Origin of the sequence: Mesorhizobium sp. WSM4313 (assembly GCF_002294725.1) — a bacterium.
GTDB lineage: Bacteria > Pseudomonadota > Alphaproteobacteria > Rhizobiales > Rhizobiaceae > Mesorhizobium.
The window spans coordinates 1-21,799 of the sequence record NZ_NSFT01000021.1 but is presented as its reverse complement, the minus strand read 5'-3'; the positions used below and the strand labels follow the sequence as shown (position 1 = coordinate 21,799).

Genomic DNA, 21,799 nt, shown 5'->3' with positions numbered 1-21,799 from the left:
GGCGCGGCATGCCCTCTTAGGAATGCAGCCGTGGTTCTACACCATCGGCTGTTTTTGTGTCGAAGGCGACGGGCACGCCATGAACGAAGGAAGCGGCCGCCAACAGTTCCTCCAACTCGCGGTCGGTGGCCTTGCATGCCGGCATTAGTGTTCGGATGGCGCGGATCGCCTGCGCCATGGAGAGAAAGCGGACCCTTCCCCTGGAAAGGACATAGGCTTCTGCGGCTTTTTCGACGGTGACGGTGTGAAACGAATTGGTCATGACGAATTCCTCCCTGAACCCTGACCAACCCGACTTATGGCACGAATTCGACCGCCTTCAAGCCTATGTCCGATTGCGGACAATCGCTGCGATTCGTTCAAAACCGCTGATGCTTTTGGGCGACCTGGTGAGGGGCAAGGAGACGTCGGCTGAACCCGTTTCAACCGACATGCTTCAGGCAGCGGCCAGGCCGAAATAACGCTGCTCCTCCTTGTCATAAGCGCCATGTGTGAGCTTTATCAATCCGGCACGGTCGATGATCGTGATCTCGCCGCGCTTGGCGTGCACCAGTCCTCGATACTCAAGCATTTGCAGGGCCGTGGTGACCCCGGGCGGTGGGCGCGAGCATGGTCGCCAGAAATTCATGCGTCGGGAGGATCTTATCTCCTTCCGCACGGTCGTGGACCATCAGCTGCCAGCGGGCCAGCCGTTCTTCGACCTTGGAGTGGCCATTGACCAGTGCCGTCCGGCATGATTGGACGAGGAACGCGTGGGCATAGTCCAGCACTGAGGTGCGAAGCGACGGGCTAATCGCAGGGCGAAGGTTTTCAACCGGCAGGCGCCAGGTAGTGCTTTCCTTTCCGAGAATGACGGCAATTCCTTTCATCCCGTCATAGCCGACAATGCCGACTTCACCTTGCCGCCCGCCGGTCATGGTGGCGACCACCGACGCGATGCCCCTCTCGGGAAAATATACGTTCTTGATCGGCTGATGCGCGACCTCCAACTTGTCCTTGATGCCCGGTTCGACGTGATGCAGCGATGGTCGCAAAAGCGCGAAGTCCTGCGGGGTGAGGGCTTCAGCACCTGGTCGCGAAAGAGGGATCGGGCAAGGCTCTCTTCCAACGGGGCAAGAGCGCGTACGTCTTACTGTCGGCTGCACCGAAGTAAATGCCGGCCGATGCCAAAGCATAGGCTTCGAAACGCGCGATTGCAAAGCCCTGTCGGGGCAGTGCAGTCATGCTAGAAGTCGCGCCGCCTACGATAGGCAGCGGATGACATGATTCCCTTCTGCGGCGGCCACCAAGAACGGCTCGGGCACGCTTTAATCGTTCATACACAAGCTCGCAGGAATGTAAGCAGCGGAACAGTCGGGTGATTCGTACCGCCCTGCCCTTTCAGAGATCAAGTCATTGGACGTCAATTCGGCTGGAACGCCTCGTCGAACGGCCCAGGAAAATGCAGCCGGATGAGCAATGGTGGTTCACCTTATGTGCGGTCCCGGATATGCGGTCCGGCGGCTCATCTCCCAATGGCTTGTCGATGGGGAAGTGGAACTCGTCATGTCGCCGCGAACCGTCACCGCGCTAGCGGGGCTCTTTTGAAGACGCCGGTGTTTTTCTTTGTGGAACTGAATCTGTGAGGTGATTGATGCATGAATCAAACATTTGCGTATTTCCGCTGCATCGGCGACGTATATTGGTCGAAAGTATCGCCCAGGCCCTCGAGACCAAGAACGGCGAGGCGGCGAGCGCGTTCTGGCGCTGTGCCGCCAAGAAAATGCTCATTCAATTGTCCGATGTAGGAATTGCGCCAGAGCTCGCTGCGCAGGAGGTTGGAAGCCTTCTTCATGCGGTCTTGGACGACATGGCCAACCGAACGGTAATGCACAAAGCATAGGCTCGGGCGCTGTTGGACCGCGCGTCAGCTCGGGTCCTTATCGGGGGACTGCTCCGACTGGCCGACGGTCCGGCCAAACCGGCATACCGGCAAAGCTTTGAGGTTGCGATCGCTCACGGCGGCCGGTCCAATATTCTAAGACGACCTCAGAAGCCACGTTGGCTTCTTTGGACGAAGCGGAGGGGCGCCATTTTGGCGTGCTCACGCTGGACTGCGGGTTGCGCCTACGGAAATCCAAAGTCCGGCCGCGCGAGCCAATCGACCGGAACAGTCGAAAGCTCGTGGGGCGGGTCCGCTCACCCTCACGGCGGCGGTGGCGGCCGTGAGCAGACTTAACTCAAGTCACGGCTGAGCATCCGCAGGCGCTATGCCGATTGGATGAGAACTGGTTGCCACAACACCGGCCCGTTGAGGCGTCCCCTCCAGCGGATGCGCAAGAGACTGGCGTAGGAAATATCGAGGAAGCCGGCGACTGCCTCGGTGTTGCCGACCTGCTTGGGCTGTCCGATACGTGACAACGGCCAGGTCGCGAGACGAAGGATCCTTTCGATGCGCGTATCTGTCACCGTTACGATCCCGGAGAGATTGTTGGCCAAGCCGAATTCGATGATCCCCGCGAAGAGCTCGTAGGTTGCTTGGGCCAGGCCGCCAGCTGCCTTCGGCGCTGTCGCAGGGAGATCGAGCGCGAAACGACTACTCTCCCAGATATCGGCACTCGCAGGGACCACCATCTCATCCAGCAGCGTCGGAAACGTATCGCGCAACATTGTCGGTCCGGTGGTCGGCAAAAGGCGGACGCAGCCGCAAGTTCGCCAATCGGACCCCTTGAGAAGCAGGTAGACGGGGTTCAGGCTGTCAAACGAGTCCGTTTCCATTTCGCCTTCGGTCTGCACTTCCCAATCGAGCCGCTTCTTGAAAACCCGATACCTAAGTCCGTGCATTTCCTTGAGTTCGCTCGCAAACTCGGCGTAGCAGTCGGGTGTTATCAGCTGCATCATTGTCGTCTCCGTGCGGGATGTGTCCACGCAATCGAAGGGCAAAGCCGTCATGAATGCAGCCTGTAGACCTTTACAGCTAGACTTGGAGAGGATCAGGATCTCGCCCGAGCAGCCATCCGCACTACGGCCTGGTTGATGGTTCGCACGCCAAGCTTCGCCTTGGCGTTTTCCTGATGGAAGGTCACGGTGCGTTTCGAGACACCGAGAATCTGGCTGATATCCCAGGCCGACTTGCCGCACGCCGCCCATTTCAGGCACTCGAACTCCCGCCGGGTGAGCATTATGCCATCTACCACGCAATCTTCGGCGAGCCTGCGCCGGGCATGGATATGAACGTTGATCGCAACCAGTTGCATTGCTTTTTCGTAGCGCGTCAGCGACCTCAGAAATGGCGGATGCGCCTCGTTGGAGGCGAAGGTCAGTGCGGCGAACCGGCCGCGATGATCATGCATCGACATGGTCAGTCCGCCGCGAATGCCGAACTCAGCTGCTTTTTCCAGGACTTCCTGCTGAGAGGTCGGCAAATAACGGTGATCGCGGTCCACACCCCAGTCGAAGGTATCCCAGCCCCGCAGTCCCCGCAGGATCACGGGATCCACGCTGTGGTAGCGCTGTTGCAGGTAATGTGATGTCCATGATGATGGATAATTCGAGATCAATCGCGGCCTGTCGCCGGAAGCGGATGGGTAGGTGAAATAAGCGAAGAGCGGAAAGTCGAACCCGGCTGCGGCGGACGCCATTGCCTCATGGAGATCGACGGCATCGACGCTTGCAGAGAGTTGCTCGACCAAGGTTTCAAATACGCGATGCATCTGCGCTTAGCGTACCTCGCGGAGGTTGCTGGAAGCCGACGGAGACGTGGTTCTAAATGATGGCCTGTCCCTGCAGGGCATACGACGCGCCGCCGTCATCACCGCAATTGCTGTGCTGCTTCCGATTGGAGAGAGCTCCGCCCACCTGACCAACTACCGATGGGTGATATTGCGACGTTATCGATGAGCCGCGTGTCGCCAAGCCAAGCCGCAGCAAGCAAGCGTGCCGGTCGGTCAAGGCTTGCTAACGATTGCAGGTCTGTTTCTCCGCGAAGCTCCAGGTATTCGAGCTCGCGATAGCCGGCAGCCAGAATTGCTGCACGCGCTTCATCAAGCGTAGGCAGGATGGGGGAGCCGCGTGCAAGCCGCTCGGCCGTATCGAGCAGGACCGATGCTAGTTTTGGGGCAATGGCGCGTTGGGCTGGGGAGAGCCGCACGTTACGCGACGATAGCGCAAGACCATCGGCTTCGCGGACTGTCGGACAGGGCACAATAGTGATCGGAATGTCGAGATCCCGGACCAAGCGCCTGACAAGCTGAAGTTGCTGAAAATCCTTTTCGCCAAAAAAGGCGAAGTCAGCGCCGGCCTGCAGGAAGAGCTTGGCCACGACCGTCGCCACGCCATTGAAATGGCCGAGCCGGAATGCGCCGCAAAGGCATTCGCTGATGCCGGACACTGAAACGGCCGTGGCGAAGCCCACCTGGTACATTTCCTCTGTGTCCGGCACATAGAGCAGATGCGTGCCCAGCAGAGCGAGCTTGGCAGCATCGTCGCTTTCCGTCCGAGGGTAGGCAATCAGGTCGGCGGGGCTGTTGAACTGCTTGGGGTTTACGAACAGCGTCACGATCACCCGCTCGGCCCTTTCGAGCGCCTTCCGCACGAGGCTCAGATGCCCGTCGTGCAAGGCTCCCATGGTCGGCACAATACCGATCGTGGCACCCGAGCGACGCCATTGCGCAACGACGCCGCGCAGCTCGCTCACGGTTCGAGCGATCGGCACGCTCATGTGAAGTCACCGGCCTTCAAGGCGTTGACATAGAGATGTTCGACCGCCGGAAAGTGCCGGTTCCGCATATCGGTGGCGTAAGCGGCGATTGCCGCCTCAGCCTGCTCACCGAGCTCGGCATAGCGTTTGACGAACTTCGGCCGAAATGAGGTGAAGAGCCCGAGCATATCGTGGCTCACCAGAATCTGGCCGTCGCAAGCTGGCGAGGCACCGATGCCGATGGTGGGTATGTCGATATCGGCGGTTATCTGCCGTGCAAGCTGCTCCGGTATCTTTTCCAGCACCAAGGAGAAGGCGCCAGCTTCAGTTACCGCCCTGGCGTCGCGCCTGATCCGCTCTGCATCGGCTCCCCGGCCCTGCACACGATAGCCTCCAAACGTGTTTACCGCCTGCGGCGTCAGGCCCACATGGGCCATGACAGGTACGCCGCGCGCGGTAAGGAAGCGGATGGTTTCCGCGATGGTCTCGCCGCCCTCGATCTTTACCGCTGAACAACCGGTCTCACCCATCACGCGCGCAGCGTTGCCGAAAGCGTGCTCTGGGCTTTCCTCGTAGGAACCGAAGGGCAGGTCGACGACCATCAGCGCGTGTTCAAGGCCGCGGCGAACGGCCTGTCCGTGCATGATCATCATGTCGAGCGTGACCCCCAGCGTCGACGACAGGCCGTGCAGCACCATGCCGACGCTGTCGCCGACAAGAACGATGTCGCAGTGGCGATCGAGCAGCCTCGCGACCGGCGTGGTGTAGGCCGTCAAGCATACAAGTGGCGTCTGGCCTTTTCGCGATCGAATATCTGGAGGAGTCATCCCTTTTATCTCACCAGCCGCGCTCAACCGAGGCCCCTTCCCTTACGTTACCAACAGCGGGTGTCGCGTTTGGCATATTTTTGTGCGACTGCGAAGAGCTAAAAACAGCGCTTGAGTACTCCGGTGTTGACGTGCTGGCTTCCAAGGTTACATTCAATCGATTAAGGCGCTCCGTTGGGCCAACCCGCTTTCGCAAACATGGATCCTCAGACAAGAAGAACCAAGAAAGGCAAAGCCGCCGTCAAAGCTGACGAAGCCAAAGTGGACCTGACTGCCGTCGTGGTCGCCGTAAACGACAGTGAGCCCTGTGTCCTCACAGTCGGTCATGCGGACACCCTCCCTTCTGGACCTTTTGCCCTTGAGCATCGATCACTGCAGTCGGGTTTGAGGGGGTGGGTGGAGCAGCAGACCGGCCATGCACTTGGATACATCGAGCAACTCTACACCTTCGCCGATCGCGATCGCATCGGCACTGAGCGCCACCAGCGCGTCATCTCAATCAGCTATCTCGCATTGACCAGGAAGGAACAGGCAACGAACTCGGCCGCGTGCGGCTGGCAAAGTTGGTACGAATATTTTCCCTGGGAGGACCACCGCTTCGGCACGCCGCCTGTGCTGCTCGATAGATTGCGGCCCCGCCTGATTGAGTGGGCCGGCGGCGCCAGCGAGCCGACCACTCAACGCGAGCGCCGGCAGCGCGCTGCGATAGCCTTCGGCTTCGACGACCGCCATTGGAACGAGGAACTCACGCTCCAACGCTACGAGTTGCTCTATGAAGCTGCTCTGATTGAGGAGGCCGGTGGCGGCAGGGACGCGATTGCGGCCGCGGCTGGCAAACCAATGGTCGCTGACCACCGTCGTATTCTGGCAACCGGGATCGCGCGGCTGCGTTCGAAGATCAAATACCGGCCGGTCGTGTTCGAGCTTATGCGGCCTTCCTTCACGCTGCTGCAACTGCAGCGAACCGTGGAAGCTTTGGCTGGCAGGCTGATCAACAAGCCGAACTTCCGGAGATTGGTCGAGCAGCAGGAACTTGTTGAGGAGACCGGGGAGACCTCCCTCGACACGGGCGGCCGACCGGCGAAGCTTTATCGCTTCCGGCATGCCGTCCTCGACGACAGGGCTATCGCCGGGACAAAATTACCGCTGGCGCGGGCTTGACATACTTATAGTCAAGGTAGATATATTCCCTTATTGTCAAACCGAATATAATCGAGGCGCCAATGACTGGGGCGTTACCTATGGCTGCGTCCTTGTATGAGCGTGTCCGGCGGGTGATCCCACCCGTTGAATGGCCCGCGTTCGCCGGCGATATTGAAGCCATCTTAGCGCTGAAGCGTGAGCGCAATGCGGTGGTGCTGGCGCACAATTACCAGACGCCCGAAATTTTTCATTGCGTGGCAGACATCGTCGGCGACAGCCTGGCGTTGGCCCACAAGGCGGTGACGGTCGACGCCGACATCATCGTGGTTGCCGGCGTTCATTTCATGGCCGAGACGGCAAAACTGCTCAATCCGAACAAGACCGTGCTCATCCCGGATCTCCGCGCCGGCTGCTCGCTGGCCGAATCGATCACGGCAAACGACGTGCGGCTAATGCGGCTGCGGTATCCGGGGGTCCCCGTTGTTACTTACGTCAACACTTCCGCCGCCGTAAAAGCGGAGTCCGACATCTGCTGCACGTCCGGCAACGCCAAGGCGGTGGTGGAATCGCTTGGCGTGGCGCGTGTGCTGATGCTCCCGGACGAATATCTGGCGAGGAACGTGGCAGCCGATACAGACGTCGAGATCATCGCCTGGAAAGGCCATTGCGAGGTGCATGAGCGCTTCACCGCAGCAGACATCCGGGAACTGCGCGATGCCCATCCAGGCGTCATCGTGCTGGCCCATCCAGAATGCCCACCAGACGTTGTCGCGGAGGCGGAGTTCTCCGGCTCGACCGCGGCGATGTCGGATTATGTCGAGCGTGAGAAACCGAAGCGTGTCGTCCTTCTGACCGAATGTTCGATGAGCGACAACGTCGCGGTCGCGCATCCCGACGTCGAGTTCGTTCGCCCATGCAATCTGTGCCCGCACATGAAGCGCATCAACCTGGCCAACATTCGCGCCGCACTCGAGCAGAACCGGCATGAGGTCCGGATTGATCCCGAAATTGCCGGCCCCGCCCGCCGCGCGGTCGAGCGCATGCTTTCCCTATGAGTCTGGAGGTTCGCGAAATCGCGGGGGCGCCGGTCGTCATCGGCGGCGGCATTGCCGGCCTGATGACGGCGCTTCATCTGGCGCCGGAACCGGTCGTGCTTTTGACCAACGCGCCGCTTGGAACCGGAGCCTGCAGTGAACTTGCCCAGGGCGGTCTTGCGGCAAGTCTCGGGGGCGACGACGGCCCAGATTTTCACCTTTGCGACACGATAGCTGCCGGCGACGGACTCTGCGATGAGGCCACGGTGCGGCGAGTGGTACGAGCTGCACCCGAAGCGATTAGGACGATCCAAAGGTTCGGCGTCGACTTCGACCAGCACCCTGACCGCGCGTTGCGACTTGGGCTCGAGGCGGCACACTCGCGACGGCGGATTGTGCATGCAGCCGGCGACGCCACCGGTCGCGAGTTGGTGCGCGCGCTCGTCGCCGCGGTTCGGCGTACAGCCTCGATCACCATTATCGAAAATGTGGAGGTCCGCCGGCTGGTCGTGCAGGACGGGTCGGTCATCGCCGTGGTCGCAGCAGGACGAGCCGGCGCGCTCGCTCTGCCCACGCGTCGCGCGGTGCTGGCGACCGGCGGCGTCGGCGGGCTGTTTTGCGACACGACAAACCCCGCTGGCTCATGGGGTCACGGGCTGGCGCTCGCCGCATGGGCGGGGGCGGAACTCGCCGACTTGGAATTCATACAGTTCCATCCAACTGCGCTCGACGGTCCGCGCCGGCCGATGCCGCTGGTGAGCGAAGCCGTGCGTGGCGAAGGCGCGGTGCTCATCGATGAGCGAGGAGAGCGCTTCCTCGCCGACACACCTGGCGGTGAACTTGCGCCTCGCGACGTCGTAGCGCGCGCCATTTGGCACCAGCTTGCCGTTGGACGCCGCGTATTCCTGGACGCACGGCAAAGTCTCGGCCCGAGATTTGGCAAGCGTTTTCCAGGCATCGCCGAATTGTGCCGGAGCGCAGGAATCGACCCAGCGACCGACCTGATCCCGGTGCGCCCGGCGGCACATTATCACATGGGCGGCGTCGCCGTAGACAGCGCCGGCCGCAGCTCCATCGAGGGATTGTGGGCCTGCGGTGAGGTGGCCTGTACCGGCCTGCACGGCGCCAACCGCCTGGCCAGCAACTCGCTCACCGAAGCGGCGGTCACCGCGAGCTGGGTTGCCGAAAGCGTTGCCGGCACGTCGTATACCCGGCGACCGCGCAGATGCTCCACATTCGTCCCTCCACGACCAGACGCTTCCGTGGTCCGCCCGATTGTCTCCGCCGCCCTGGGTATCATCCGCGACGGCGAGGCAATGCGCGAAGCGGTGGCGACCCTGCTGCCGATCGCAGCCAATAGTGTCGCTGCCTCTGGTCCGGCTTTGGTCTCACTGATGATCGCCGCGGCGGCCCTGAGGCGGGAAGAGAGTCGAGGCGCGCACTGTCGGTCCGATTTCCCGCTCCACGATGCCAACGTGCGCCCATCACGGCTGACACTGCACAGCGCAATGCGGGCCGCGGCCGCACTCGATTGCCGGGCTACCATACGGAGCACTTGATATGACTTCATTCTCCCCCCTCCCCGCGACCCTGATCGAACCGATTGTGCGCGTTGCGCTCCTCGAAGACCTGGGCAGATCCGGCGACCTGACCACCGATGCGGTTATCCCGTATGATTGCACTGCCACGTTGGTGCTCAAAGCGAGGCAGGCGGGCGTCGTTGCCGGGCTCGATCTGGTCTCGTATGCCTTCCTTCTCGTGGAACCGGCGATCAACATCCAGATCTGGCGCCCTGATGGCAGCGAGGTTGGGGCCGGGGAAACCATTGCAAGATTGTCCGGACCCGCACGAGGCCTGCTCACGGCCGAACGCACGGCCCTCAATTTCTTATGCCGGCTGAGCGGCATTGCCACTGCCACAGCGGCCATGGTTGAGGCCGTGCGCGGTCACAAGGCGAGGATTGTATCGACGCGAAAGACGACGCCCGGGCTGCGGGCATTGGAGAAATACGCCGTGCGCGTCGGCGGCGGTGCCAATCACCGGTTCGGCCTCGATGACGGCGTGCTCATAAAGGACAACCACATCGCGATCGCCGGCGATATGCGCACAGCAATAGAGCGGGCGCGCGCCGCAGCAGGGCATATGGTGAAGGTCGAGGTCGAGGTCGACACGCTGAAGCAGCTCGATGCAGCGCTCGCGATTGGTGTTGACGCGGTGCTGCTCGACAATATGTCGGTCGAGGATCTTGCCCGCGCGGTTTCTATAGTGGATGGCCGTACGATCACCGAGGCGTCCGGTCGGGTGATGCCGAAAACGGCGGCGGCGATTGCGGCGACCGGTGTCGATCTCATCTCCATGGGTTGGCTGACGCACAGCGCCCCGATCCTCGACATCGGCCTGGACATGCCGGACCACCAGAACATCTGCAAGCACTTGAACTGAGGATTACGGCGTGAGGAGCAACATCAGCTCGGCAGGCGTAGGAGGTGCTGGAAAGACGTGCCGCAGCTCGCCTTTAGCGAGTGCGCCCCAAAGCCAAGAAGGCGTACCGGACTAGCAAACAAAGGTTTGACGATGACGATTGGAATGAACTCGGAGTTCGACGTGAACCAGACCATGCAATCGGTCGACGGAACGCCTCCGCGATGGAACCGCAAAGAGGCCGAGGCCATCTACGGCATGCCATTCAACGATCTGCTGTTCCTGGCTCAGACGATCCACCGCCAGAACTTCGATCGAAACCGAGTGCAGCTGTCGCGGCTCCTTAGCATCAAGACCGGCGGGTGCCCCGAAGATTGCGGCTATTGCAGCCAGTCTGCGCATTACGAAACCGGTGTGAAGGCGTCGAAGCTGGTGGACGTCAAGCATGTCATCGACGAAGCGGCCAAGGCGCGTGATGGCGGCGCAACGCGCTATTGCATGGGCGCGGCGTGGCGAAGTCCCAAGGAGCGCGACATGGACGTTGTGGTCGCCATGATTGAGGGCGTCAAGGCCCTCGGCATGGAGACCTGCATGACGCTCGGCATGCTCGATCTTGAGCAAGCTGCTCGCCTGAAGCAGGCCGGTCTCGACTACTATAACCACAACATCGATACCTCTGAGCGCTACTATGGCGAGGTTATTTCAACCAGGACTTTTGCCGACCGGCTGAAAACGCTTGGGCACGTGCGCGCGGTTGGGATGAAAGTCTGCTGCGGCGGCATTGTCGGGATGGGAGAAGAAAAGACCGATCGCATCGACATGCTGGTCACGCTCGCGAACCTGCCCGAGCCGCCGGAAAGCGTGCCGATCAACATGCTTATTCCCATCGAAGGCACGCCGCTTGCCGCGGCCGACGCCATCGATCCGATCGATTTCGTCCGCATCGTTGCGCTCGCGCGGGTGATGATGCCGAAATCCTATGTAAGGCTGTCCGCCGGCAGGACGGCGATGAGCGACGAAACGCAGGCGCTGTGCTTCTTTGCCGGCGCCAATTCGATCTTTGTCGGCGACACGCTGCTGACGGCGGGAAATCCCGGCGAGGACAAGGATACCCTTCTGTTCCGGCGCCTCGGCATTGAGCCTATGGAACTCGCCACGCAATGAAGGAGGCAATTCTTGCCCGCTATGACGCAACCTTGCGGGGACTGGGGCGCAAGGACCGGTTGCGGACGCTCGCACCGCGCGCCGGGCTCGACTTCTCGTCGAACGACTATATCGGACTTGCCGCCTCCAAAAGACTGGGCGATGCGGTTTCGACGGCGATTGCGCGGGGCACGCCAGTGGGCGCCACCGGATCGCGGCTGTTGCGCGGCAATGCACCGGAACATGAGCAACTGGAGGCGGACGCAGCGGCATTTTTCGGAGCCGAGCGTGCACTGTTCTTCGGCAGCGGCTATATCGCCAACTTCGCTCTGCTGACGGCCCTGCCGCAGAAAGGCGACCTGCTGGTCCTCGACGAGCTCGCTCATGCCAGCATGCATGAGGGTGCCCAGGCCGGGCGCGCTGAGTTCAAGCTGGCCGCGCACAACGACGTCGACGCTGTCGAGGACGCAATCACCCGCTGGCGCGCCGAAGGCGGCATGGGGCGGGTGTGGATCGCCTTCGAAAGCCTTTACAGCATGGATGGCGACCGTGCGCCGATGGAGAGCCTGGTCGCGCTGGCTGATCGGTACCAGGCATTCATCGTCGTCGATGAAGCGCATGCCACCGGCGTCTGGGGACCGGACGGCCGGGGACTGGCCGCCGCGTATGAAGGCCGCGACAACATCGTCACGCTCCACACATGCGGCAAGGCGCTTGGCGCATCCGGCGCGCTCGTTACCGGACCGCGAACACTGTGCGACTATCTTATCAACCGGTGCCGGCCATTCATCTATGCGACCGCACCATCGCCGCTGATGGCAGTCGCGGCACGTGAGGCGCTGACTATTCTGTCTGACGAGCCTATGCGTCGTGCTCAGTTGCACGAGCGTGTCGCTTTCGCGAGCCGGCAATTGGCCGAACGCTGCGGCGTGATGCCCAGCGGCTCGCAGATCCAGCCGCTTGTGATCGGCGATAACAGCCGCACCATGGCGGTGGCGGCAGGACTGCAGGCACGCGGCTTCGACATACGCGGCATTCGCCCGCCGACAGTGCCTGAGGGTACGTCGCGCCTGCGCATTTCGCTGACTCTCAACGTCGACGAAGCCGACATTTCCGCCATGGTCGAGGCTCTCGTCGGAGTGTTGGCCACAGCATGACCAAACGCATCGTCGTCACCGGAACAGACACTGGAATTGGCAAGACAGTGTTTTCGGCCGGACTTGCCGGGCTGCTCGACGGCTTCTACTGGAAGCCGGTGCAATCGGGCCTCAACGAGGAGACCGACAGCGAGGTCGTCGCCCGGCTTTCCGGCTTGCCCGACGGACGCGTGCTGCCCGAAGTCTATCGACTGACGATGCCGCTGTCGCCGCATCGATCAGCCGAAATCGACGGCGTCGCGATCGAGGCCGACGATCTTTCATTTCCGGTCCTGCCGACACCGCTCGTCATCGAAGGCGCCGGCGGGCTGATGGTGCCGCTCAATCGACAGACAAGGTTCATTGACATATTCGAACAATGGCGGCTGCCGGTCATACTGTGCGCCCGCACCGCGCTTGGCACCATCAATCATACGCTGTTGTCGATCGAGGCCCTGAGAGCCCGCTCCATCCCGCTCATCGGCATTGCCTTCATTGGCGAAGAGGTGGCCGATACACAAAGGACAATCGTGGAATTCGGCGGCGTGCCGCAGCTGGGCAGGCTGCCGCACCTCGGTCCGCTGACGGGTGAAACGTTGAGAGATGCAATGATTTCCGGCTTCGACCTGGCCATGATTGCCGGAGGCGACTGATGGCGGAGTCTCGAGTCTGGCATCCGTTCACGCAGCACGCGCTAGAGCCCTCGCTCCCTGAAATCGTGCTGACTGAAGGCGCCTATCTCCACAAGGCCGACGGCTTCCGCATCCTCGATGCGATTTCTTCCTGGTGGGTCGTCACCCATGGCCATCGCCACCCCCGCATCATGAAGGCCATCGAGACGACCGCCTCGAGCCTCGACCAGATCATCTTCGCGGGCTTCACCCACGAGCCGGCCGAACGGCTGGCCGAGGCGCTTGTAGGCATCGCACCCGCCGGCCTCCACCGGGTGTTCTATTCCGACAGTGGCTCGACCTCAGTCGAAGTCGCGCTGAAGATGGCGCTCGGCTATTTCCGTAACATCGGCGCGTCGCGTTCGCGCATCGCCGTCATGGAGCACAGCTATCATGGCGACACCATCGGCACGATGAGCGTCGGCGCCCGTGGCGTCTTCAACGCCGCCTATGAGCCTTTGCTGTTCGAGGTCGACACCATCCCCTTCCCGGCCGCCGGGCGCGAGCAGGAAACGCTGGATCGGTTCGAGGCCGTTAGCCGCGACCGGCGCGCAGCCGCGCTGATCGTCGAGCCGCTGGTGCTTGGCGCCGGCGGCATGCTGATGTATCCGGCCTGGGTTCTTGCCGAATTGAAGAGGATCGCCGAAGCCTCCGGCACGCTCGTGATCGCCGATGAAGTGATGACCGGCTGGGGGCGCACCGGAACCATGTTTGCCTGCGAACAGGCGTCCGTCTCGCCCGACATCTTGTGCACCTCGAAAGGTCTGACCGGTGGTACCATCCCGCTGGCCGCCACGATCGCCACCGATGCCATCTTCCACGCTCACTTTTCGGAGGATCGCAAGAAGACGTTTTTCCATTCGAGCTCCTACACCGCCAATCCGATCGCCTGCGCGGCAGCACTTGCCAATGTCGAGATCTGGCGTGACGAGCCGGTGGCCGAGCGGATCGCGGTCTTGAGCGCGAGGCAGGCCGCGGGGCTGCAACGCTTCCGGGACAATCCATATTTCACCGACTGCCGGACAACCGGCACCATCGCGGCACTCGACCTACGCACCGGCTCAGCCGGTTATCTGGCCGAGATCGGGCCAAAACTGCGCGCTTTTTTCCTTGAGCGCGGCCTGTTGGTGCGCCCGCTCGGCAATGTCCTCTATCTTCTGCCGCCCTATTGCATCACCAGCGACGAATTGGACGGGCTCTATGACGCGATAGAGGAGGCCGGCGAACGCTTCGGCTCGCGGCCATGAACCTATCGTCGCGCGTTCTCGGCTTCGGCCATCATGCGCCGACGCGCAAGGTCGAGAACCCGGAAATCGAAGACCGGCTCGGGCTTGAGCCCGGCTGGATCGAGCGGCGCACCGGAATTCGCTCGCGCTTCTGGGCAACAGACGAAGACACGCTGTCGGGCCTTGCCGCCTCTGCCGGCGACATGGCGCTGACCAATGCCGGTATCGACCGCGGCGACGTCGGTCTACTCTTGCTCGCCACGTCGACGCCCGATCACCTTCTGCCGCCAAGCGCGCCGCTGGTCGCACATCGGCTGGGGCTAGGCCGCGCCGGAGCGATCGACCTGACCGGCGCCTGCGCCGGCTTCATCTATGCGCTGATGTTCGCCGACGGGTTCACCCGCCTGCACGGCAAAGCGAGCCTTGTCATCGCCGCCAACATCCTCAGCCACCGCATCAATTTGGCCGAGCGCGCCAGCGCCGTGCTGTTTGCCGATGCCGCCGGCGCCATGGTGATCAGTCCTTGCGATGACCCGGATCGAGGCATTCTCGGCGCTTCGGTGGATTCCGACGGCTCGCGCTACGGGCTAATCCAGATTCCCGCCGGGGGAAGCAACACTCCGTTCCATGCCGACCTCGACCTCGCGCAGACACGGATGACGATCACTGACGGCCGTGAAGTATTCAGCAAGGCCGTGGAGATGATGACCGCCTGCTCGAGAGATGCGCTCACTGCTGCCCGACTGAGGCCGCAAGACCTCGATCGTTTCGTGCCGCATCAGGCCAATGCGCGCATTTTCGACGCGGTCGGCAGGAACCTCGGCATCGCTGATCACTCGATCGTCAAGACGATCGCCGAATATGGCAACTCTTCCGCCGCGACGATCCCGCTCTCATTGTCGCTGGCCCATCGGGCGCAGCCGTTTCGGCCTGGCGAGAAAGTCCTCTTGGCGGCAGCGGGTGCGGGTCTCAGCGGCGGCGCGCTTGTGGTGGGAATTTAGCAAAGCAATGCTTGCGCACAGGACTGCTCATGAATGAGACTATGAGAATGGCTCAATACGCAAATAGTCGCCGGCAAGCTCCATAGAGCTGGGGTCCGTGCGGTGCTCCGCGATGTCTAAGTATCGACCCGCTTGCTCAAATCGCAGCGCTCATCGAAGGCCAGCAATACCTCATGCAGAGCGAAAATCCCCAACCGCCCGTTTCAAAGACGCTCGCCCCATTTCGAAACAAGGTGTTTCGCTCAATTTGGGCGGCCACCCAGATTTCCAGCCTCGGTTGGCTAGTGCAAACGGTCGCCATCAGTTGGCTTATGGCAACGATTTCAGCGTCCGACCTCATGGTGGCACTCGTCCAGGCCGCATCCACATTGCCGGTGTTCTTCCTCTCAGTTTTCGCCGGAGCCATTGCCGACAACTTCAGCCGCCGGTGGGTGATGTTTGCGGGACACTGCCTGATAGCATCGGCGTCGACGACGCTGATGATTTCTGTGGGTCTGGGATTTGTCAGTCCTTGGCTGATTCTCGGGTTAGGTTTCCTGGCCGGCTGCGGCTTTGCCTTGAATGATCCGGCTTGGCACGCTTCGGTCGGCGATATCCTTCACAAACGCGACATTCCGGCCGCAGTGACGCTTATGTCCGTCGGATACAACATTGTGCGCAGCGTTGGTCCAGCCTTGGGGGGCGTGATCCTGGCCGTCTTTGGGCCGCTGGCCGCTTTCGCCTTGGCTGCGGTGAGTGATCTGGCGCCCATAAGCGCGATATGGCGCACCAAATGGGAGGTCCGCTCTTCGCCTCTCCCTCGTGAGAGAATGACGACGGCAATTCATGACGGAGTGCGCTTTACGGCGATGTCTTTGGAGATCAGGGCAGCGACCGCCCGAGCCGCTCTTTTCGGGTTGGCAAGCATCTCCATTCTGGCGTTGCTCCCCCTCGTCGTCCGGGATCAGTTGAAGAGTGGGCCAATTGTCTACGGTATCTTATTGGCCGGCTTCGGCATGGGTGCTTTCATCGCGGGTATGGGCAACGGCTTCTTGAGGAAGGTCACGTCTCAAAACAGGCTGGTGGCCTTCGCCTCTGTGGCTTGTGCAGTCTGTTGCCTCTCCCTTGCCCTTACATCGTCGCTTCCTGTGGCGGCCATTTCGCTGGCGCTCGGCGGAGCGGGTTGGCTTATCACCTGGACGGGCATTGACGTGTCGGTGCAGTTGGCAAGCCCAAGGTGGGTTGTAGGCCGCACGCTCTCCATTTACTACGCCTTGAGCGCAGGCGGTATGGCTGCTGGCAGCTGGATCTGGGGTTCTGTCGCGCAAAACTATTCCTTGACCTCAGCATTGGAGGGCGCCGCAGGCGCTCTGTTGCTGGTTGCAGCAGCGGGGATCGTGTTGCCGGTCCGTCCCTGGGAAGAAACCGATCAAGAAAGTTCAGTTTTTCATCCGCCGGACGTGGCTCTCGATCTGAAACCCAGAAGTGGCCCTATCGTGGCCAAGGTCGAGTATTTGATATCGGAGGAAAATATCGAGGCCTTTCTGGGCTCCATGCGCACGCGGCGACACGTCCAGAGCCGTGCCGGTGCACGAAACTGGACGCTCCAGCGAAATCTGCAAACACCGTCACTTTGGACGGAGACATTCCGCACCCCCACCTGGATGGACTTTCTCCGCCTAAATCATCGACTCACCGCAGCAGATAAGGAAGTCGCCCAGCATCTCCTGTCACTGCATGAAGGAGAGGTGCCTCCGCAGACAGTGCTTTCGATTGAACGGACGACCGAGGCAATTCGTACCCGTACCTCGACAATCTTTTCTCGTCCTCCAAGATGACGCCATCAAGCTGCTGTCCAGGGACAGGGTGGATCACCGGTGCTTTGCAGAGCACAGCCTCACACCGAGAGCAGCGTGCTCCGGGTTGTGCGCTTTCGCGCGCACCCAGGCGAGATGATGGTGAACGCGGCGTCAAGTGGAAGTCCCCTGCATACGCTTGCGGAGTCTTCTGCGAGAGCCCATGCCGACGAGCGCCAAACAAGGTCTGATGCCTTTCGGCGTCGTGGCCTCAACTCATCGATTCGCGAGAAAAGCATCGAATGCAGCAGCAACGGCGCGAACAACAAAGCGGTGCTCCGGCCGCACGCGGATGAAGCCGTTTTCGACGTCCAGGATCCCCTCCTCAGCCAGCGTCACCAAACTCTCAACTGAATCGAGAAAACGAGCTGGTTCGATTTCGTGGGCGGCACAGATGGTCGGCACGTCGGCCTCCAAATCGCACATCAGTCGCTCGATGATCGCTGCGCGCACCCGGTCATCGTCGGTCAGACGGTGACCCTTTGATGTCGCCAGACGTCCACTTGCGATGTGCCGGGCGTAAGAATCCCGTGTTACTTCGTTCTGAACATACCCCTCGCGGACTCGGCCAATAGCCGACGCGCCGAAGCCGATCACGTTTTGCAAGTATCGGCCGAGTATCCCAGCGAATTACGCCGTAGGCGCCCGGTCTTCTGGCGCTAGCGCAAGTTCGTCGTCCGGCGGAGCGAAATGATCGAGCCCGATCTCCCGGTAGCCAGCGCCAACCAGTGTCTCGGCGACAGTTGCAGCCTGTTCGGCGCGAAGATCGCCGTCCGGTAGACCTGCCTGCTCGATTAGGCGCTGATTCTTTATCACGGAAGGAATATGCGCGTATCCGAACACCGCAAGCCGGTTGGGGCGCATGGCGACCGCAGCCATCGCGGTCTGGATGCAGGACTGCACAGTCTGTTTCGGTAGACCGAAGATGAGGTCGAAGTTGATATGGCCAACGCCATGCCGGCGGAGATTTTGGACTGCAGCGGCCGTCTGCACCTTACTCTGGATCCGATTGATCGCCTTTGCACATCGGGATCAAAGCTCTGCATCCGATGCTCGCGCGGTTGACACCGTTAGCTGCCAGGGCTTCGGCCATTTCCGGTGTGAACGTTCGGGGATCGATCTCCACGGCGATCGCAGCAGTTTTGCTGAAAGCGAAGTGGCGGCGTAGAAATTCCATCAGCGCCAAGTGCTCGGCTGGCCCGATAAGGTGAGGCGTTCCGCCGCCGAAATGCACATCGCTCACCGGCAGCCCTTGCCGCACTTGCTCCGACACCAAACTGATCTCCTGACGCAGCACCGCTAAATAATTAAGGATCGGGCCGTTGCGACGGATGACCGCGGTAGGGAAGCCGCAATACCAGCACATGGATCGGCAAAACGGAATGTGGAAATAGAGCGACACCGATTCGTCGGCCGGGAGGCCCCCCAGCCATTCCTCATAATCGTCAGCACCAACTGCCGCAGAGAAGTCTGGCACAGTCGGATAGATGGTATACCAAGGCGGCCGGGGGTCCCGGTACTTTGTCAGGATTGAGGTGTGCAAGGAGCTGTCATCCCACGTCGCTCATCCATCATTCTTTCGTTGCGCGCTCGTCCTGGTCTCTGACCTAAGTCAGTGCGTCCCGCTTATGTCGCAGTCTCGTTTGGACAGGATGGGGTCAACCACGCCGGGGAGCGCGCGTGCCATGGTTGCGCCTGAGGTGATGGTGCGGTGCCGCATTCAACGTCTGAGTACGTGACGCCAGTGCAGTGTGCTTGAGGCGTCTGCGGAAGAACTTTGCAATGCGAAATTCATGTCCGACGCAACGGACCTGTCAAGCCTCGTTCAGACGCCATCCAGGTCCAGCCAGCGGCCTTCCCTGCCGGCCGAAAAACCATACCGGCTTTAGCCACCGAGACGCTCTAAAGCTGACGTCGGCTCATTTGATGAAAGGAGGACGCCGCTAGGGGGTGCACAAGGTTCCCCGGCTTGACGTCGCTTCGAGCGAAGAGCGGTGTGGCTTGTCGTCAAGCGCCGGGCAGCGTGCCCCCTACCGATATCCCGAAAAGATCGACCAAGATGGCCATGCCGACGCCACACGCGGTCTGGATGAGGCCGACCATGAAAATGCGATTGGCGCGTTCGTAGATGGGGCGCCGCAAGGAACTCATGTCGAGCAGCATGGACAGCGCTCTCATCTGCAGTGCGATGCCGAGCAGGATCGGCACTACGGCGAACAGATCGTAGAGTTGCCATGGCAAGGGGTTCGCGGCCCAATGAGTGAGGAAGCCGAGGGAAAAGGCAAGCAGGATACCCACGGCAGTGATTGTGCCGTTGCGGAAAATGGTCTCGATCGGTTCTTCCTTCGGATCGTGCTCGTCCAAGCGGCTTCCTTTCGTTGCTCTTTCCGTCGAGACTAAGTTCTCGAGAATACTGTTCATCGCCAATTACTCGAGGCGAGCCGTAGGCAGCCGTTTCAGGGTGCGCTCCCTCTCGCTTCCGGCCGCGCAATGTACCTGCACGGCGAACTTACAGCGGCGAAAAGGTGCTGCGGCCACCATGCGACGCCTCGGACGTGCACGCCCTCTGTTCCTGGCGCAGCCCTTGCGGAGCGTACGCGCAGTGATCCTTCTCGGTAGCGGATGGCGCGGCCTCCGTTGCGGTCAGACGGGAAGCCGTCGCTGTTAAACGAGACTGTCACATATCGAACATGGCGAACCGTGTCGCACATTTCTTTTCGCAGTGACCCTCAAAAAAAGTGATTCCAGCGAGACGAAGGCGCGTCGGCCCGATTTTGGTGTCGGCCGCATCTACGCTTCAGGTTGGCATGTCGCTTGCTGCTCTATTCGGAGAGCTGCAGCGGTCCGACCGGAGTGTTTCACATGTAAACGATAATGAATCTCCTAGCAGAAAACACTATTATAAGTACATGTGGCTTTTACGCTGGCTCACCTCTCGTGTCAAGCGCTTTGGCGTCCACATATTGGAGACAACACGCACAAAATTTAGAGGAAAAGCTTGCTCTTTCGCCTCTATCCTTTTTATTCCTTCATGGAGATCTAGACATGTACATCAAGAGTCCTCTTCTCGGCTTAACTGCTCTGATGACCATTTCCGTCGGTCGAGCAGCTGGCGCCGAGCGGGAACCGGCCGAGTACATCAAGATCTGCGACGTCCTCGGCTCGGGATATTCCTATATTCCCAACACCGAGACCTGCCTGCGCATCGGCGGCTATGTCCGTTACGATATCGGCCTGGGTGACGTCCGATCGTATGACAGCGCAAGAACCTCGGACGTGAGAACTGGCGAGGACCAAGGCACTTGGCGAAACAGCACACGCTTCACGTTCAAAACTTGGACCGGCCAGCAGACCGAGCTCGGCGCGTTGACGACCTATACCGAAACCCAGGTGAATTTTGGCAACAGCGCTAACTCGCATGACAGTCCTCAGAACTATGATTTCAACAGCGGCCTCGCACTGGCTTCTGCCTGGGTCGAGCTGGGAGGCCTGCGAGTTGGCAAGGAGGGGTCGGCCTTCGATACGTTTGCAAGCTACGCTGGCAACGTTCTCGATAGTATGCTCGTTCCGTCGGCCGGCTTCGACACCAACGTGGCTCAGTACCACTTCGACGCCGGCAACGGCATTTCGACTGTGATTTCGCTCGAACAAGGATCGGGCTCAGCCGGTACTATCGACAGCTATATTCCGCACGTTGTCGCCGGCTTGAAATACACGCAAGGCTGGGGCTCGATCATCGGCGTCGCGGCTTATGACAGCAATTACGAAGCTTTTGCCGGCAAGATCCGCGTCGACGTCGCTGTCACAAACCAGCTGTCGCTGTTTGGACTCTTCGGCTACGGTTCCAATGCCAGTCTCAACGAGGACTCAAACGGCGCAATTGCCAATCATGGGCGCGGCTCGTACAAAATCTGGAACGGCCAGTGGGCTTTCTGGGCGGGCGCCACCTACGAGTTTGACGAGAAAACTTCGTTCAACCTTCAGGTCTCGGGTGATCAGCTCAAGGATGCTGGTGTGGCTGCAAACGTCGCCTACATGGTCGTTCCCGGCTTCACGGTCACAGCCGAGGTCGATTACGACCACTACGGCAACTCTGGCCTCGGCCCTGCCGAGCCTACCGCCGTCAAGGGCACGAGCAAGCCGAACAGCGTCGGCGGCATTCTCCGCTTACAAGGCTCATTTTGAAATCTCTCCAGTCGCGAGCATGGCAAAGGCACTTGCCTCGACAACGCACGCATGGAGAGCTTCGTTCGCCATCTTGAAGTCTGCATCGACCGTCCACGGCCCATCGTACCAACTAGAAACTGAAAGTTATGAGCCCTGTGTACTACACCTAGCCCTTGACCTGCCCGATGAACCGGCCAGGGGCCGTCAGTTCAAATTCGGGGCCGTTTAGAGGGCAGTGTGAGGCCGTGTTAGGTAAGCGCCACTGCAATGTCGAGGCCGCGACACGCCTGTCGCTTTGGACGGCTGGAATTGCCCTTCGCGGCGCCATTCATTCTCTCAACATTTACGTGATAATGCACGCTGAGTCCGAGCCGCGTGGCAGCACCCATCCTAGGTGTGAGCTTTCGAGAGGTTGTCCATTCGGACCGGACCGAGGAGACTGGAGTTACCACGCTTCAGCATCCATCGGAGGGTCCGAATGAACATCCACAAGAATGCCCGTCTCACACCGCTGCGT

Annotated in this window: 20 protein-coding genes and 1 pseudogene; 12 read left to right on the top strand and 9 right to left on the bottom strand. The window is 60.9% G+C overall.

All coding sequences use genetic code 11. From position 1 onward, the window contains the following. Window positions 1-16: 16 nt before the first annotated feature. From CK219_RS27960 to CK219_RS27955, 3 genes are all read right to left on the bottom strand, one after another. Window positions 17-262 (bottom strand): hypothetical protein, encoded by a 246-nt coding sequence (locus CK219_RS27960; protein ID WP_063169243.1) that lies wholly within the window; start codon window positions 260-262, stop codon window positions 17-19. 174 nt (window positions 263-436) lie between these two features. Beyond that, window positions 437-571 carry a hypothetical protein gene (locus CK219_RS32665; protein ID WP_256754986.1) on the bottom strand — a complete coding sequence of 45 codons (135 nt, stop codon included), beginning with the start codon at window positions 569-571 and terminating at the stop codon, window positions 437-439. Then, complete coding sequence (locus CK219_RS27955) at window positions 564-1,034, bottom strand: hypothetical protein (RefSeq protein ID WP_224570941.1); 471 nt, start codon at window positions 1,032-1,034, stop codon at window positions 564-566. Before CK219_RS27955 ends, CK219_RS32665 begins: the two co-directional genes overlap by 8 nt. Window positions 1,035-1,633: 599 nt before the next feature. On the opposite strand from CK219_RS27955, the gene CK219_RS32410 reads away from it, so the two are divergent. Then, window positions 1,634-1,882, top strand: coding sequence for a DUF6074 family protein (locus CK219_RS32410; protein ID WP_063169245.1), 249 nt, complete (start codon window positions 1,634-1,636; stop codon window positions 1,880-1,882). A gap of 365 nt (window positions 1,883-2,247) precedes the next feature. On the opposite strand, the gene CK219_RS27945 is transcribed toward CK219_RS32410, so the two are convergent. From CK219_RS27945 to panB, 4 genes are all read right to left on the bottom strand, one after another. Continuing rightward, on the bottom strand, window positions 2,248-2,880 hold the full coding sequence (locus tag CK219_RS27945; RefSeq protein ID WP_063169246.1) for an acyl-homoserine-lactone synthase: 633 nt from the start codon (window positions 2,878-2,880) through the stop codon (window positions 2,248-2,250). 92 nt (window positions 2,881-2,972) lie between these two features. Continuing rightward, window positions 2,973-3,692: a LuxR family transcriptional regulator gene (locus CK219_RS27940; RefSeq protein WP_063169247.1), complete on the bottom strand. Its 720-nt coding sequence runs from the start codon at window positions 3,690-3,692 to the stop codon at window positions 2,973-2,975. Window positions 3,693-3,790: 98 nt separating this feature from the next. Next, window positions 3,791-4,699, bottom strand: a complete 909-nt coding sequence (gene panC, locus CK219_RS27935; RefSeq protein WP_063169248.1) for a pantoate--beta-alanine ligase — start codon at window positions 4,697-4,699, stop codon at window positions 3,791-3,793. Continuing rightward, the gene (gene panB / locus CK219_RS27930; protein WP_063169249.1) at window positions 4,696-5,532 is read right to left on the bottom strand and encodes a 3-methyl-2-oxobutanoate hydroxymethyltransferase; all 837 of its coding nucleotides are present in this window, start codon (window positions 5,530-5,532) and stop codon (window positions 4,696-4,698) included. The genes panC and panB overlap by 4 nt, the downstream gene beginning before the upstream one ends. A gap of 171 nt (window positions 5,533-5,703) precedes the next feature. Here panB and CK219_RS27925 point away from each other — a divergent pair, with 171 nt between their 5' ends. The 10 genes from CK219_RS27925 to CK219_RS27880 all read left to right on the top strand — a co-directional run bounded on the left by CK219_RS27925 (window position 5,704) and on the right by CK219_RS27880 (window position 17,097). After that, on the top strand, window positions 5,704-6,666 hold the full coding sequence (locus tag CK219_RS27925) for a membrane protein (RefSeq protein ID WP_024505567.1): 963 nt from the start codon (window positions 5,704-5,706) through the stop codon (window positions 6,664-6,666). Between the two features lie 62 nt (window positions 6,667-6,728). Then, a complete protein-coding gene (gene nadA, locus CK219_RS27920) occupies window positions 6,729-7,703 on the top strand; it encodes a quinolinate synthase NadA (RefSeq protein ID WP_063169250.1) in 975 nt (324 codons plus the stop codon). Then, window positions 7,700-9,241, top strand: coding sequence for an L-aspartate oxidase (locus CK219_RS27915; protein ID WP_063169251.1), 1,542 nt, complete (start codon window positions 7,700-7,702; stop codon window positions 9,239-9,241). Before nadA ends, CK219_RS27915 begins: the two co-directional genes overlap by 4 nt. Window position 9,242: 1 nt before the next feature. Continuing rightward, the gene (gene nadC, locus CK219_RS27910) at window positions 9,243-10,124 is read left to right on the top strand and encodes a carboxylating nicotinate-nucleotide diphosphorylase (RefSeq protein ID WP_063169252.1); all 882 of its coding nucleotides are present in this window, start codon (window positions 9,243-9,245) and stop codon (window positions 10,122-10,124) included. Between the two features lie 174 nt (window positions 10,125-10,298). Further along, window positions 10,299-11,267, top strand: a complete 969-nt coding sequence (gene bioB / locus CK219_RS27905) for a biotin synthase BioB (protein WP_224570943.1) — start codon at window positions 10,299-10,301, stop codon at window positions 11,265-11,267. Next, complete coding sequence (locus CK219_RS27900) at window positions 11,264-12,403, top strand: 8-amino-7-oxononanoate synthase (protein ID WP_024505572.1); 1,140 nt, start codon at window positions 11,264-11,266, stop codon at window positions 12,401-12,403. The genes bioB and CK219_RS27900 overlap by 4 nt, the downstream gene beginning before the upstream one ends. After that, complete coding sequence (gene bioD, locus CK219_RS27895) at window positions 12,400-13,035, top strand: dethiobiotin synthase (RefSeq protein ID WP_063169254.1); 636 nt, start codon at window positions 12,400-12,402, stop codon at window positions 13,033-13,035. The genes CK219_RS27900 and bioD overlap by 4 nt, the downstream gene beginning before the upstream one ends. After that, entirely contained in the window at window positions 13,035-14,300 is a 1,266-nt protein-coding gene (locus CK219_RS27890) for an adenosylmethionine--8-amino-7-oxononanoate transaminase (protein ID WP_063169255.1), read from the top strand. Before bioD ends, CK219_RS27890 begins: the two co-directional genes overlap by 1 nt. Beyond that, a complete protein-coding gene (locus tag CK219_RS27885; RefSeq protein ID WP_063169256.1) occupies window positions 14,297-15,280 on the top strand; it encodes a beta-ketoacyl-ACP synthase III in 984 nt (327 codons plus the stop codon). The genes CK219_RS27890 and CK219_RS27885 overlap by 4 nt, the downstream gene beginning before the upstream one ends. Window positions 15,281-15,453: 173 nt before the next feature. Then, on the top strand, window positions 15,454-17,097 hold the full coding sequence (locus tag CK219_RS27880; protein WP_063169257.1) for an MFS transporter: 1,644 nt from the start codon (window positions 15,454-15,456) through the stop codon (window positions 17,095-17,097). A 234-nt stretch (window positions 17,098-17,331) separates the two neighbouring features. On the opposite strand, the pseudogene hemN reads toward CK219_RS27880, so the two are convergent. Next, window positions 17,332-18,658, bottom strand: a pseudogene (gene hemN / locus CK219_RS27875) (oxygen-independent coproporphyrinogen III oxidase). Window positions 18,659-19,122: 464 nt separating this feature from the next. After that, window positions 19,123-19,479: a hypothetical protein gene (locus CK219_RS27870; protein ID WP_024505577.1), complete on the bottom strand. Its 357-nt coding sequence runs from the start codon at window positions 19,477-19,479 to the stop codon at window positions 19,123-19,125. Between the two features lie 681 nt (window positions 19,480-20,160). On the opposite strand from CK219_RS27870, the gene CK219_RS27865 reads away from it, so the two are divergent. Then, complete coding sequence (locus CK219_RS27865; protein ID WP_063169258.1) at window positions 20,161-21,300, top strand: porin; 1,140 nt, start codon at window positions 20,161-20,163, stop codon at window positions 21,298-21,300. Window positions 21,301-21,799: the final 499 nt, after the last annotated feature.

Bases quoted from the DNA above. Each gene is read 5' to 3' on its own strand.
- CK219_RS27940 (WP_063169247.1), bottom strand. From the start codon at position 3,692: ATGCATCGCGTATTTGAAACCTTGGTCGAGCAACTCTCTGCAAGCGTC.
- CK219_RS27915 (WP_063169251.1), top strand. From the start codon at position 7,700: ATGAGTCTGGAGGTTCGCGAAATCGCGGGGGCGCCGGTCGTCATCGGC.
- bioD (WP_063169254.1), top strand. From the start codon at position 12,400: ATGACCAAACGCATCGTCGTCACCGGAACAGACACTGGAATTGGCAAG.
- nadA (WP_063169250.1), top strand. From the start codon at position 6,729: ATGACTGGGGCGTTACCTATGGCTGCGTCCTTGTATGAGCGTGTCCGG.
- panC (WP_063169248.1), bottom strand. From the start codon at position 4,699: ATGAGCGTGCCGATCGCTCGAACCGTGAGCGAGCTGCGCGGCGTCGTT.
- bioB (WP_224570943.1), top strand. From the start codon at position 10,299: ATGCAATCGGTCGACGGAACGCCTCCGCGATGGAACCGCAAAGAGGCC.
- CK219_RS32665 (WP_256754986.1), bottom strand. From the start codon at position 571: ATGCTTGAGTATCGAGGACTGGTGCACGCCAAGCGCGGCGAGATCACG.
- nadC (WP_063169252.1), top strand. From the start codon at position 9,243: ATGACTTCATTCTCCCCCCTCCCCGCGACCCTGATCGAACCGATTGTG.
- CK219_RS27890 (WP_063169255.1), top strand. From the start codon at position 13,035: ATGGCGGAGTCTCGAGTCTGGCATCCGTTCACGCAGCACGCGCTAGAG.
- CK219_RS27900 (WP_024505572.1), top strand. From the start codon at position 11,264: ATGAAGGAGGCAATTCTTGCCCGCTATGACGCAACCTTGCGGGGACTG.
- CK219_RS32410 (WP_063169245.1), top strand. From the start codon at position 1,634: ATGCATGAATCAAACATTTGCGTATTTCCGCTGCATCGGCGACGTATA.
- CK219_RS27880 (WP_063169257.1), top strand. From the start codon at position 15,454: ATGCAGAGCGAAAATCCCCAACCGCCCGTTTCAAAGACGCTCGCCCCA.
- CK219_RS27945 (WP_063169246.1), bottom strand. From the start codon at position 2,880: ATGATGCAGCTGATAACACCCGACTGCTACGCCGAGTTTGCGAGCGAA.
- CK219_RS27865 (WP_063169258.1), top strand. From the start codon at position 20,161: ATGTACATCAAGAGTCCTCTTCTCGGCTTAACTGCTCTGATGACCATT.
- CK219_RS27960 (WP_063169243.1), bottom strand. From the start codon at position 262: ATGACCAATTCGTTTCACACCGTCACCGTCGAAAAAGCCGCAGAAGCC.
- CK219_RS27885 (WP_063169256.1), top strand. From the start codon at position 14,297: ATGAACCTATCGTCGCGCGTTCTCGGCTTCGGCCATCATGCGCCGACG.
- CK219_RS27925 (WP_024505567.1), top strand. From the start codon at position 5,704: ATGGATCCTCAGACAAGAAGAACCAAGAAAGGCAAAGCCGCCGTCAAA.